This is a genomic window from Mesorhizobium sp. C432A, from assembly GCF_030323145.1.
Lineage (GTDB): Bacteria > Pseudomonadota > Alphaproteobacteria > Rhizobiales > Rhizobiaceae > Mesorhizobium.
Map to the genome: position 1 here is coordinate 4,381,679 of NZ_CP100470.1, position 13,133 is coordinate 4,394,811.

Consider the following 13,133-nt stretch of genomic DNA (forward strand, 5'->3'; position numbering starts at 1 on the left):
AGCCGAAGCAGAGGATGACGCGAATGTGCATCCCGGCGCGGCGCGGCATTGGAATTGCGCGAAACCGCTTCGCGTGGGCTGAAATTGGCACGGTTCGTGCTTGATGGAGGCGCAAGCGGGGCGCACAACCCGTTTTTTTGGCAGTGGAGGCCACTTTTTACATGAAAAAGATCGAAGCGATCATCAAGCCGTTCAAGCTAGACGAAGTGAAGGAAGCGCTTCAGGAGGCCGGTCTGCAAGGCATTACCGTCACCGAGGCCAAGGGCTTTGGCCGCCAGAAAGGCCATACCGAACTCTATCGCGGCGCCGAATATGTCGTCGACTTCCTGCCCAAGGTGAAGATCGAAGTCGTGCTGGGCGACGACGCCGTCGAAGGCGCCATCGAAGCCATCCGCAAGGCGGCGCAGACCGGCCGCATCGGCGACGGCAAGATCTTCGTCTCCAATATCGAGGAGGTCGTTCGCATCCGTACCGGCGAAACGGGGATGGACGCCGTCTGAGCTTTCTGATTTCAGATTAACGTCTCCTCGAAACGTCATCACACAGGGAAGAAACGACATGACGACAGCCAAAGACATCATGAAGCAGATCAAGGACAACGACGTGAAATTCGTCGACCTGCGCTTCACCGATCCGAAGGGCAAGCTGCAGCACGTCACGATGGATGTCATCGAGGTCGAGGAAGACATGTTCGCGGACGGCGTCATGTTCGACGGCTCCTCGATCGCCGGCTGGAAGGCGATCAACGAGTCCGACATGGTGCTGATGCCCGATGCGGACACCGTCCATATGGATCCGTTCTTCGCCCAGTCGACCATGGTCATCCTGTGCGACATTCTCGATCCGGTCTCCGGCGAATCCTACAACCGCGACCCGCGCGGCACCGCCAAGAAGGCCGAGGCCTACATGAAGGCCGAAGGCATCGGCGACACCATCTATGTCGGCCCCGAAGCCGAGTTCTTCGTCTTCGACGACGTCAAGTACAAGGCCGATCCCTACAACACCGGGTTCAAGCTGGACTCGACCGAACTGCCGTCCAACGACGACACCGACTACGAGACCGGCAATCTCGGCCACCGCCCGCGCGTCAAGGGCGGCTACTTCCCTGTGCCGCCGATCGACAGCGCGCAGGACATGCGCTCCGAAATGCTGACCGTGCTCGCCGAAATGGGCGTGCGCGTCGAAAAGCACCATCACGAGGTTGCCGCTGCCCAGCACGAGCTCGGCATCAAGTTCGACACGCTGGTCCGCAACGCCGACAAGATGCTGATCTACAAATATGTCGTGCACCAGGTCGCCAACGCCTATGGCAAGACGGCCACCTTCATGCCGAAGCCGATTTTCGGCGACAACGGCTCGGGCATGCACGTCCACCAGTCGATCTGGAAGAACGGCAAGCCGACCTTCGCCGGCAATGAATATGCCGGCCTGTCGGAGTCGTGCCTGTTCTACATCGGCGGCATCATCAAGCACGCCAAGGCGATCAACGCCTTCACCAACCCGCTGACCAACTCCTACAAGCGCCTTGTGCCTGGCTATGAAGCCCCGGTGCTGCTCGCCTACTCCGCGCGCAACCGTTCGGCCTCCTGCCGCATTCCGTTCGGCTCGTCCCGAAAGCCAAGCGCGTCGAGGTCCGCTTCCCCGATCCAGGCGCGAACCCCTACCTCGCTTTCGCCGCCATGCTGATGGCCGGCCTCGACGGCATCAAGAACAAGATCCACCCGGGACAGCCGATGGACAAGGATCTTTACGATCTGCCGCCGAAGGAACTGAAGAAGATTCCGACCGTCTGCGGTTCGCTGCGCGAAGCGCTGCAAAGCTTGGACAAGGACCGCGGCTTCCTGAAAGCCGGCGGCGTCTTCGACGACGACCAGATCGACAGCTACATCGAGCTCAAGATGGCCGAAGTGATGCGCTTCGAAATGACACCGCATCCGGTCGAATACGACATGTACTATTCGGTCTGAGCGATAAGCCTCAGCGACAAGGAAAAACCCCGGCGTCAGTTCAGACGCCGGGGTTTTTGTTTGACCAATAGCAGACCGTAGACGTGGTAGCAGCAGGCTACGGCGCAGCTTACGAAGCCTGCGCCGCTATAGATGCTTAGGCGGCCGCCGAGACCTGCGCGCTGGTCGAAACCTCCGCGATGGTCTTCAGGATCTGCGAAGCGATCTGGTAGGGGTCACCTTGCGAATTCGGGCGGCGGTCTTCCAGGTAGCCCTTGTAGTCATTGTTGACGAAGGAATGCGGCACGCGGATCGAGGCGCCTCGGTCGGCGATGCCGTAGCTGAAGCGGTTCCACGGAGCGGTCTCATGCTTGCCGGTCAGGCGCTTGTCGTTGTCCGGGCCGTAGACGGCGATGTGGTCCATCAGGTTCTTGTCGAATTGAGCCATCAGCGCTTCAAAATAGGCCTTGCCGCCGACTTCGCGCATATAGGCGGTCGAGAAGTTGGCGTGCATGCCCGAGCCGTTCCAGTCGGTGTCGCCGAGCGGCTTGCAGTGATACTCGATGTCGATCTCGTACTTTTCGGTCAGGCGCTGCAAGAGATAGCGGGCCATCCACATCTGGTCGGCGGCCTTCTTGGAGCCTTTGCCGAAAATCTGGAATTCCCACTGGCCCTTGGCCACTTCGGCGTTGATGCCTTCATGGTTGATGCCTGCTGCGAGGCAAAGGTCGAGATGCTCCTCGACGATCTGGCGCGCGATCGGGCCGACATTCGAATAGCCGACGCCGGTGTAGTACGGGCCCTGCGGCGCCGGATAGCCGCTCTCGGGGAAGCCGAGCGGACGGCCGTCCTTGTAGAAGAAATACTCCTGCTCGAAGCCGAACCAGGCGCCCTCGTCGTCGAGGATGGTGGCGCGCTTGTTGGACACATGCGGCGTCACGCCATCTGGCATCATCACTTCGCACATCACCAGCACGCCATTGCTGCGGGCCGGGTCCGGGAATACGGCGACCGGCTTCAGCACGCAGTCGGAGCTGTGGCCTTCGGCCTGCTGCGTCGAAGAACCGTCGAAGCCCCACAGCGGCAGCTGCTCGAGCGTCGGGAACTCGGCGAACTCCTTGATCTGGGTCTTGCCGCGAAGATTGGGGACCGGCGTGTAACCATCGAGCCAGATATACTCGAGCTTGTATTTCGTCATTCTAGAGCCTCTCGTTGCTTGATCACCGAACCTGGATGACGCCGGCGCGCCGAGCCATCCAGCAGCCCAGCTGCCGGTCGATAAAATGCAAATCGTGTGCCACTTCAGTTGGTCAGGGTGCGGCAAAAATGCCCTTTCATCCCGCCGGTGATGGCAAGCCGCCTAAGCAATGCGCCCGGATCAATCAAAGGCAGAATTTGCTTAAATAACAGGCAAATGCCGATCTTTCTTTAGGCATCTTGCCTAAAAGGATTGCAGGACCTACCTTGGTGGAAAGATGAATCGAAGAGCCTCTCCAGAAGAAAGGAGACCGACCATGGAAATCACCTCAGCCCGTCCGTCGGCCAAAATCCTGATGTTCCCGGTGGCAGCGCGTGCGGGTGCCTCAAATTTAGGCGTAAAGGCCAAGTTTGCGGCAGAGCTTGCTTCGCTGCGCGATCACCCGCTTGCCCATGGCGGGGCCTGGTATCATGAGGCCGCCATTGCGGAGGCCGAACAGCCTCGCAAGAGCTAGGCGTCTTCCGCGCTGATAGATCGAACAGGCCCACAAATCAAAAACCCGGCGCGATCGCTCGCGCCGGGTTTTTTGTTTGATACAGAGCCGTCGGCTACTGCTTGGTATGCAGGTCGGTGCCGAGCGTATCCCTGACGAAGATCATGCCGATGATCAGCGTCACCGCCGCGATCACCACCGGATACCAAAGGCCGTAATAGATATCGCCCTTGTAGGCGCTGAACGCGAACACGATCGCGGGCAGCAGGCCGCCGAACCAGCCATTGCCGATGTGATAGGGCAGTGACATGCCGCTGTAGCGGATGCGTGTCGGGAACATCTCGACCAGGATCGCCGCGATCGGCCCGTAGACCATGGTCACGTAGAGGACCAGGATGAACAGGATGCCGATGACCTTTGCCCAGTTGACCTGTGCGGGGTCGGCAAACATCGCGAACGCGCCCGCTGCCGGAACGCTGTACACGGTCACCTCGGTGGCGCCCGCGGCCTCATCCTTGGTCAGCACCTTGTCCTTGATGGCCTGTTCGGTCGGGACCGCGGTCTTTTCGCCGGCGCGGATGGCTGCCGCATCGAGCTTCAGTTCAGGATTGGCCGCGACAAAGGCGTCGAGCTTCTGGTCGGCAACCTTGGCGGCAGCGCGCTTCAACGGGTAACCGCCACCCTGAAGCGCGAGGTTGATACCCTTCTTGAAGGCAGCGTCGCTTGCAGCCTTCTTGTCGCCCGCGGCCTTGGCATCATAAGACGCCACAGTTTCGCTGCCGATCATGACACTCGCCGGGGTCCCCGCCGCCGCGGTAGAGACGATGTCGTAAGGCACCGAGTTCTTGGCAAGGAAGTCGGTCGCGATATCGCACGAACTGACCGGTACGCGCGTGCCGGTCGGGTTGAACTGGAAGTTGCAGTCTCCCGGAGCCGCCGTCACCGTGGCGCGCGTGTTCTGCTGTGCGGTGGCGAGCGCCGGATTGGCGGCCCAGGTCAACGCCTTGAACAGCGGGAAGGTGGTGACGACCGCCAGCGCAAGGCCGGCCATGATGATCGGCTTGCGGCCGATCTTGTCGGACAGCCAGCCGAAGAAGACGAAGAAGCCCGTACCGAGTGCCAGCGCAATGGCAATCATGATGTTCACCGACTGCGCGTCGACCTTGAGCACATTGGCCAGGAAGAACAGTGCGTAGAACTGACCATTGTACCAGACCACGGCCTGACCGGCGGTGAGGCCGAACAGCGCCAGGATGGCGATCTTGGCGTTTTTCCACTGGCCGAAGGCTTCCGACAGCGGCGCCTTGGAACTCTTGCCCTCTTCCTTCATGCGCAGGAAGGTCGGCGATTCCGAAAGCGACAGCCGGATCCAGACCGAAATGCCGAGCAGGATGGCCGAGACCAGAAAAGGAATGCGCCATCCCCAGGCGTTGAAGGCGTCCTTGCTTACAGAATTCTGCACCAGCAGGATGACAATCAGCGACAGGAACAGGCCGAGCGTCGCCGTCGTCTGGATCCATGACGTGTAGAAGCCGCGACGGTCATCCGGCGCATGTTCCGCGACATAGGTCGCGGCGCCGCCGTACTCACCGCCAAGCGCCAGGCCCTGCAGCATGCGCAGCGCGATCAACAGGATCGGCGCCAGAATGCCCAGTGTCTCTGAGCCCGGAAGCAGGCCGACAAGGAAAGTCGACAGACCCATGATCATGATGGTGACAAGGAATGTGTATTTGCGGCCGACGAGATCGCCGATGCGGCCGAACACCAGCGCGCCGAACGGGCGCACGATGAAGCCGGCGGCGAAGACCAGCAGCGTGAAGATGTAGCGGGTGCTTTCGGGAAACGAGTTGAAGAAGGTCAAGCCGATCGCGCCGGCCAACGCTCCGTAGAGATAGAAATCATACCATTCGAAAACCGCGCCCAGCGAGGAGGCGAAGATGACCTTCTTCTCCTCTCGTGTCATGCCGCGGCTGGCTCCGCCGGCGGTCGATGCCAATGCCATTGAACTGTCCTCCCGTGAAATCCCGTCTGTCCTCGAGGCTGGGCGTCATCGTCGGCGTTCCCTCTGAACGCGACTCGAACCAGCCATCGGCGTAAAAAATGACAGAAAGCGACCGCCGGAGGCAGACAGACCTTGGATTTATGACTTTGGTATTAGGTGCAGTGCGGCAAAAGGCCGAGGATCAGGTCTTCAGCGCGTCGAGCAGGCCGACGGCCGCCATCATGTCGCGTTTGCGGGCCGAGCGGCGTGCGACAGCCTCGGCGTCCTGGCCCCAGTGCTCGACCTGCCAGTCCTCGTCGACATGGCCGGCGGCCCAGGCCGCGTCGCCGTCGAGCGCGCCGTAATCGACCGCCAGCGCCAGCAGCGCCGACCCGGTCAGCGAAGTCATGACATGGATTGCAGCCAGCCGCAGCGGCTCGGCACGCTGGGCAAGATGGGCGCCGAGGACGGCGAGGCTTTCGCGCGGCTGCTCGACATGGATGATGCCCTCGGCGAGGTTGAACCGAGCCCCTAATGTCGCCCTCGCCCAGTCGATCACCGGATCCCAATGCTGGTTCTGCCGCTCGACCAGCCCCTGCGGCGCGTCGGCGCGGTAGCAGGTCAGATCGGACGAGGCGAAGCGCAAGACGTCCTCCAGCACCGCCTGCGGGTCGCTGGCGACGCCGTCGATGGCGGTGTTGACCAGACGCAGCACCGGCATCGTGACCGGGTCGATGGTCTCGCCCTGTGCAGCGAACTCATTGGCGACCAGGGCGGCGGCCTTTTCGGTCGGCAGCGCCAGCAGCGCCTTGCCCGGCGTGCGCACCGGCTTGCCATCGAGGTGGACGACAAAACCGTCCTCCACAGCTACGACCGACACGTCCTTGTAGAAGCGCTTCGGCAGGTGCGTCTTCATCTGGATCTGGGCGCGGCGGACCGGATCCGGATCGGACAGATGCTTTCCCGCTTCGAGGTCGTTGAGGATGTCACGCATGGTCGAACTTTCTATCCAGGTACCTGCTTGCGCGCCGGCCGGTTGACGATGATCAGGCCGACTGCGATCAGCCCAAGCGCCACAAAGATCCTGGTCGTTGGCGCCTCGCCAAGAATGATAGCGCCGCAGAGGACGCCGAACACCGGCGACAGGAAGGCGAAGCTCGACAGGCCCGATGCCGGATAGCGCCTGAGCAGCCAGAACCACAGCACATAGGTGAAGGCAACTATATAGAGCGACTGGAACAGCAGCGCCAATGTCGGCAAGGCACTGACCGCGCGGATCGGCGGGCCGGCGAAAGGCAGAACCAGGACACCGACAATGGCCGCACCGGCCAGCTGATAAAGCAGCAATTTCTCGGCACTGGTCTCGACCAGTTTCGAACGCTTGATGACGATGCTGGTCGCCGCCCACAGGATGCCCGAGCCGAGGCTGAGCAGATCGCCCATCAAGGTCACGTCGGTGCCGCCGGCAATCCCGTCGGAAAACACCGCCACAAGGCCACAGAAGGCAAGCACGAGCCCGCCAAGCTTGCGCGCGTTGATACGCTCACCGAGCAGGAAATGGCCGCCGATCAGGACCCAGAACGGCATGGTGTTGACCAGCAGTGTGTTGCGGGCAACGGTCGTGTATTCCAGCCCGATATAGAGGCACAGGAACTCGACGCCGAACAGCACGCCGACGATGATGCCGGCGACAAGCGACCCGTCGGCCTTAAACAGCCTGATGCCGCGCAGCCAGCACCAGCCGAGCACACAGAGCCCGCCGATGATCGAACGTGCGATCGAGACGAAAACCGGATCGAAGCCGGCATAGGAGATCTTGGCGGCGACGTAGTTCAGCCCCCAGGAAAAGGTCAACCCGACCATGATGGAAGCAGCCGCCAGATCGACCGCATCGCGGCGATCCAATGCCGAGGCGACGGCCAATGTCAGTCCTCCGCGCTGGCGTCGTCGAAGCCGATCAGGTTCCAGCTCTGGCGCATATGCGGCGGCATCGGCGCGGTGACGTCGATGACGCCCTTGTCCGGGTGCGGAATGACGATGCGGCGCGCATGCAGATGCAGGCGGTTCTGAATGCCGCCCGGAAAGTCCCAGTTGGTGTCGGCCTCGAAATATTTGGGGTCGCCAAGGATCGGGCAGCCGATATAGGCGGCATGAACGCGCAGCTGGTGGGTGCGGCCAGTGTACGGCTCCATTTCCAGCCAGGTCATCGTCTGGGCCGCCTGCTCGATGATGCGATAGTAGGACACGGCGTGGTCGGCGCCCTTTTCGCCATGGGCTGCCACGCGCACGCGGTCGCCGTCCTCGGTCGGCTCCTTGATCAGCCAGGTCGAGATCTTGTCCTCACGCTTGGGCGGGACGCCCTTGACCAGCGCCCAATAGGTCTTCTTGGTCTCGCGCGCCCGGAATGACTCGGAAAGCTTCATCGCCGCAAGCCTGGTGCGGGCAACCACCAGCACGCCCGACGTGTCGCGGTCGAGCCGGTGCACCAGGCGCGGCTTCTCGCCCTTCTGGCTGCGCCAGGCCTCCAGCATGTCGTCGACATTGCGGGTGACGCCCGAGCCGCCTTGCACCGCCAGGCCCGCCGGCTTGTTGAAGACGAAGACTTTTGGATCTTCGTGGATCAGCATCTTGGCCAGCACATCGGCGTCGCCCTGGTTGCGGATCGAGTAACCCGTAAGCGCACTCTCGCCCTTCTTGTCGACCTCGAGCGGCGGCACACGCACCACCTGGCCGGGCTCGACACGGCTGTCGGCCTTGACCCGGCTGCCATCGACGCGGATCTGGCCCGAGCGCAGCAACTTCTGCAGATGGCCAAAGCCGAGGCCGGGGAAATGGGTCTTGAACCAGCGATCGAGCCGCATGCCCGCCTCGCCGGCCTCCACCGTGATCTGTTCTACGCCTGCCATGATTTTCGCTTTATCCGTTTCTAACGCGTGACCCCGAAATCTACTCCGGCTTTCGGAAAGGATCATGCGCAAGATCAAAGTTTCTGCAGCGCGTCCAGAGGATGCGGCGTGCTCCAGGTCGGGGCAATAACACTATGAAACGGTTCTTGCGAGCCAAAGTCCCAGAAACAGGGCGATAATGGCGCCAACGACGCTGGCCAGCGCATATCCCAACGCCGGCAGCGTCGCTCCGCGCTCCCATAGGGTCGCGAAATCGAGCGAAAAGGCGGAGAAGGTGGTGAAGCCGCCAAGGATGCCGGTGGCGACGAACAGCCGGAGCTCATTGGAACCGCCGCGCCGCATCAGCGCGGCGATGAACAGCCCCATGGCAAAGGAGCCGACGATGTTGATCACCATCGTCCCCCAGGGGTAGTTGGGGCCGACGAGGCGCAAGGCGCCGATGTTGGTCAGGTGGCGGATGCCGGCGCCGATGCCGCCGCCGACCACAACAAGAAGCAGATTGAACATGCCCGTTTACTGCCCGGCCAAGGCAGTGCGGTCAATCCCTTCAGGCCAACGCCTCAGGTCGTCTCGACCTTCTTTGCCTTGCTCGAGCCGATCATCTTCCAGTTCTTGTAGAACATGGAATTGATGCGCTCGACGGTGACCGAAACGATGGCCAGAAGTCCGGCGATGAAACCGGGGAACGGCGACGGGCGGATGATGTCCATGAACACGCAGTAGCGGCGTCCGTCATACTCGTTGACCGAGCGGTGCAGCAGCGTGTCGTCGAAAATATAGAGCGGGTTGTCGTGCCAGTAATTCCTCGCGCCGTTGCATTCGACGAAAACCTCTGCCTTCACCGGCAAGAGATTGTAGAGGATGCGCAGGCTGAGCCGCAGCGGTCCGAAATGCCAGGAAGTCGATTCCTTGCCTCTGAAGACAGATACGGCAATGGTCTTGATGTATTTGAAATCCTTGTTGAATTCCGCGACATTGTCGATCCGGTGCTTGCCGTACCACTGATAGACATACATGCCGCGACGACCGGTGCCGAAATTGGCGTCGATATCGGCGATGATCTCGTCCTTGCGCGCCTTGAAGACGTCAAGAACCTCGTTGACCTCGCGCTGATAATCGGCGGGAAACTGCTCCAGCTTCCACACGCCCGGGTTCCTGTAGCAAACGAGGTCCACCAGCAGATTGAAGGGCGACAGCAGCCAGGTGAAGATGCCATTGCCGAGGAAATAGCCGCGCAACAGCGACAGATCCTTGTTGGCGTTGCGCAGCACATCGATCAGGCCGCAGACGATCCAGATCGTGGTCAGGATCGGAATGAAATAGAAGCCGAGCGCGAGCAGCGGGACAGCAATCACAGCCTGGCGAAGCGTTTTGCGAAGGGATTTTGTCATTTCTGTTCGCGCCGCGCGCTGTCCCCGTTCCGAATTATCGCCCGTCCTGGCAGCCTCCCGGCCGAGTCATGCGACGTGATAGGGCTTTTTGTCATGCGGTACAATCACACTGCTGTGACTGGCGGGGGCAGAATTTCAGTTCATCGCGGGCAGGCCGAGTTCGTCCCGTTTGTCCCGCGCGCCTATTTTTCCCGCTCGCTGCGCAGCTTTGCCCAATAGTCCAGCCGTTTCTTGATATCGCGCTCGAAGCCGCGTTCGGGCGGATCATAAAAGGTCTGCCGGCCCATCTTTTCGGGGAAATAGTCCTGGCCGGAAAAAGCATCGGGCTGGTCGTGATCGTAGCGGTAGCCGGCGCCGTAATCCTCCTCTTTCATCAGCTTGGTCGGCGCGTTGAGGATGTGCTTGGGCGGCAGCAGCGAACCGAACTCCTTCGCCGCCCGCGTGGCTGCCTTGAAGGCGGTATAGACGGCGTTGGATTTGGGCGCGGTGGCGAGATAGACGGTGGCCTCGGCGAAGGCCAGTTCGCCTTCGGGCGAGCCGAGATAGTCGTAGGCGTCCTTGGCGGCGTTGGCGATAACCAGCGCCTGCGGGTCGGCCAGCCCGATATCCTCCATCGCCATGCGCACCAGCCGGCGGCCGAGATAGAGCGGATCCTCGCCGGCGTCGAACATGCGGGCAAGATAATAAAGCGCCGCGTCCGGGTCGGACCCACGCACCGATTTGTGCAGCGCCGAGATCAGATTGTAGTGACCGTCCTGGCCCTTGTCATAGATCGGCGCGCGGCGCTGGACGATGCGCTGCAGCCCTTCGGGATCGAAAACCTCGCCGGGTTTGGCGGCGCGCCAGACTTCCTCGGCCAGCGTCAGCGAGGCCCGGCCGTCGCCATCGCTCATGCGGATGAGCATCGCCCGCGCCTCGTCGTCGAGCGGCAGCGCCCTGCCCTCCGTCTCCTCCGCGCGCGTCATCAGCTTGGCAATGCTGTCCTCGCCCAGCGAGTGAAACACCAGCACCCGCGCGCGCGACAGAAGCGCGGCGTTCAGCTCGAAGGACGGATTTTCGGTCGTGGCGCCAACCAGCACGACGGTGCCGTCCTCCATGACCGGGAGAAACGAATCCTGCTGGGCGCGGTTGAAGCGATGGATCTCGTCGACGAACAGCAGCGTCTGGCGGCCATTGGTGCGACGCAGCTTTGCCGCCTCGAACACTTTCTTCAAATCGGCAACGCCGGAAAACACCGCTGAGATCTGCTCGAAGGCAAGGCTGGTCTCGCCGGCCAGCAGCCGCGCCACCGTGGTCTTGCCGGTGCCGGGTGGCCCCCAGAAAATCATCGAGCCGAGCGAACCGGAGTTGATCAACCGCGTCAGCGCGCCGTCCGGCCCGGTCAAATGCTCCTGGCCGACAACCTCGCCGAGGTTTTTCGGACGCAGCCGATCGGCCAAAGGCCGGCCGGGCGGCGCTCTTTCCGGTTCATCGACGCTGAACAGATCGGCCATCTAGGTCTTCTGGTTGGAGCACGATCCTCAGAAATGGGAAGATCGCCTCAGTAACGCAACACCTGGCGCAGTATCTGCCCGCCGCGCTCGACGGTAAAGCGCCACCAGCGTGTATCCTGCTGGGCAAGCTGCGCCAGTGTCGCCGCCGTATCGACCGTCGTGCCGTTCACCTCGCGCACGATGTCGCCCGGCTGGAAGCCGAAATCGGCGGCCGGCGAATCGCGGTTGATGTCGACCACGGTGACGCCCTTGAGGTCGGTGCGCAGGCCGAGGCGCTGGGCGAGCCTGGGCGACAGTTCCGCGACCTTGGCGCCGGAAAACGGGCTGCGGCCATGCAGCGTCACTTCCGAAGCCTTGGCTCCTTCCGGCGCGCGCTCCAGTGCGATCTCCATCGTCGCCTGCTGGCCCTTGCTCAGGATGGCGAAGGTCGCCTTGGTGCCGATCGACAGGGTCGCCATGCGGTAATCCAGCGCCTCGATGCCTTCGACCGTCGTGCCATTGAGCTGCAGCACGACATCGCCGGGCTTCAGCCCTGCCTTGGCCGCCGGTCCGGCTTCCTCAACCGACGACACCAGCGCGCCGGTCGGCTTCTCCATGCCAAGCGATTCGGCGATCTGCGGTGTGACCGCTTCGAACTCGGCGCCTATATAAGGCCGCTCGAAGAAATCGAGCCCGGCCTTGGCCGCGTCGGCGAAGGCGCGCACCATGTTGGCCGGGATGGCAAAGCCGATGCCGATCGAGCCGCCGCTGCGGCTGTAGATGGCGGTGTTGATGCCGACCAGCTGGCCGCCCATGTTGATCAGCGCGCCGCCGGAATTGCCGGGATTGATGGCGGCGTCGGTCTGGATGAAGTAGCCCGAATCCGAAACGCCGATATGGCTGCGGGCAAGCGCCGACACGATGCCGCTGGTGGTGGTCTGGCCGACGCCGAACGGATTGCCGATGGCCAGCACCAGGTCGCCGACCTCGAGCGCGTCGGAATCGCCGATGGCGATCACCGGAAAGGGCTTGTCGGAGTTGATCTTGAGCACGGCGAGGTCAAGCGTCTCGTCCTTGAGCATGACCTTCGAGGTGAATTCGCGCCCGTCGGCGGTCGCGACCTTGACCTCGTCGGCATCCTTGATCACGTGGAAATTGGTGACGACGACGCCGCTTGGATCGACCAGCACGCCCGAGCCGAGCGAGGATTGCGCGCGCGGCTGCGCGCGGCCGAAGAATTCCTCGAAGAAAGGATCGCCGTCGAAGGGCGACGTGACCTTGGCCGTCTGCGAAGCATAGACATTGACCACCGCCGGCGCCGTCTGCTTGACCAGGGGCGCAAACGACAGCTGTACCTCTTCGCGGCCGAACGGCACGCGCTTGTCGGGACCGGAGGTGCCGTTCTCGCCTTCGACGCCATGCAGGAGGTCGGTCAGCACATCGGAGAGCCCCGGATCGGCTGGCTTGGCGGCGTCCTCGGCCAGAGCCTGCCTGACTGTCGGCGCGGCTGCGAACGCCATCATGGCGAAGAGCAGAACAAGAGACAGTCGGTTGGCGCGCATTCGCGAATCCTCCAAGGCAAGTTCGGGGGCATTGTCCCGACGATTGTGCAGAATGAAAGGCTAATGCACTGAAATGCGGCGATTGTCGTGCAAAAGCACTTGGCCGGCAGGCAAAAAAGCCTGGCGAAGCATGCCCTCGCGACAATGCAAAAAAGGGGCCCGAAGGCCCCTTGAAGTCATTCCT

The 13,133-nt window shown here is 62.2% G+C and carries 11 protein-coding genes and 1 pseudogene; 3 read left to right on the forward strand and 9 right to left on the reverse strand.

Features of this window, described 5'->3' with window-relative positions:
- Positions 1 to 161: 161 nt before the first annotated feature.
- Both NLY33_RS21325 and glnA read left to right on the forward strand, forming a co-directional pair.
- Complete coding sequence (locus NLY33_RS21325) at positions 162 to 500, forward strand: P-II family nitrogen regulator (protein ID WP_006205430.1); 339 nt, start codon at positions 162 to 164, stop codon at positions 498 to 500.
- 58 nt (positions 501 to 558) lie between these two features.
- A pseudogene (gene glnA / locus NLY33_RS21330) lies at positions 559 to 1,967 on the forward strand (type I glutamate--ammonia ligase).
- Positions 1,968 to 2,103: 136 nt separating this feature from the next.
- On the opposite strand, the gene NLY33_RS21335 reads toward glnA, so the two are convergent.
- Positions 2,104 to 3,144 (reverse strand): glutamine synthetase beta-grasp domain-containing protein, encoded by a 1,041-nt coding sequence (locus NLY33_RS21335; protein ID WP_023691256.1) that lies wholly within the window; start codon positions 3,142 to 3,144, stop codon positions 2,104 to 2,106.
- 316 nt (positions 3,145 to 3,460) lie between these two features.
- Between NLY33_RS21335 and NLY33_RS21340 the strand changes: the two genes are divergently transcribed.
- On the forward strand, positions 3,461 to 3,658 hold the full coding sequence (locus tag NLY33_RS21340) for a DUF2735 domain-containing protein (RefSeq protein WP_023706518.1): 198 nt from the start codon (positions 3,461 to 3,463) through the stop codon (positions 3,656 to 3,658).
- Positions 3,659 to 3,752: 94 nt separating this feature from the next.
- Here NLY33_RS21340 and NLY33_RS21345 read toward each other — a convergent pair whose 3' ends face one another.
- From NLY33_RS21345 to NLY33_RS21380, 8 genes are all read right to left on the reverse strand, one after another.
- Positions 3,753 to 5,639: an MFS transporter gene (locus tag NLY33_RS21345; RefSeq protein WP_023682590.1), complete on the reverse strand. Its 1,887-nt coding sequence runs from the start codon at positions 5,637 to 5,639 to the stop codon at positions 3,753 to 3,755.
- 181 nt (positions 5,640 to 5,820) lie between these two features.
- On the reverse strand, positions 5,821 to 6,612 hold the full coding sequence (locus NLY33_RS21350) for an ATP12 family chaperone protein (protein ID WP_023688421.1): 792 nt from the start codon (positions 6,610 to 6,612) through the stop codon (positions 5,821 to 5,823).
- Positions 6,613 to 6,623: 11 nt separating this feature from the next.
- On the reverse strand, positions 6,624 to 7,481 hold the full coding sequence (locus NLY33_RS21355) for a DMT family transporter (RefSeq protein ID WP_081727411.1): 858 nt from the start codon (positions 7,479 to 7,481) through the stop codon (positions 6,624 to 6,626).
- Between the two features lie 62 nt (positions 7,482 to 7,543).
- Complete coding sequence (locus tag NLY33_RS21360) at positions 7,544 to 8,524, reverse strand: RluA family pseudouridine synthase (RefSeq protein ID WP_023691252.1); 981 nt, start codon at positions 8,522 to 8,524, stop codon at positions 7,544 to 7,546.
- Positions 8,525 to 8,656: 132 nt separating this feature from the next.
- Positions 8,657 to 9,031, reverse strand: coding sequence for a fluoride efflux transporter CrcB (gene crcB / locus NLY33_RS21365; RefSeq protein ID WP_023706517.1), 375 nt, complete (start codon positions 9,029 to 9,031; stop codon positions 8,657 to 8,659).
- Between the two features lie 53 nt (positions 9,032 to 9,084).
- Positions 9,085 to 9,915 (reverse strand): aspartyl/asparaginyl beta-hydroxylase domain-containing protein, encoded by an 831-nt coding sequence (locus tag NLY33_RS21370; RefSeq protein WP_023698807.1) that lies wholly within the window; start codon positions 9,913 to 9,915, stop codon positions 9,085 to 9,087.
- Between the two features lie 182 nt (positions 9,916 to 10,097).
- A complete protein-coding gene (locus tag NLY33_RS21375) occupies positions 10,098 to 11,408 on the reverse strand; it encodes a replication-associated recombination protein A (protein ID WP_023682595.1) in 1,311 nt (436 codons plus the stop codon).
- Positions 11,409 to 11,455: 47 nt separating this feature from the next.
- Complete coding sequence (locus tag NLY33_RS21380) at positions 11,456 to 12,949, reverse strand: DegQ family serine endoprotease (RefSeq protein WP_023672765.1); 1,494 nt, start codon at positions 12,947 to 12,949, stop codon at positions 11,456 to 11,458.
- Between the last annotated feature and the right edge of the window lie 184 nt (positions 12,950 to 13,133).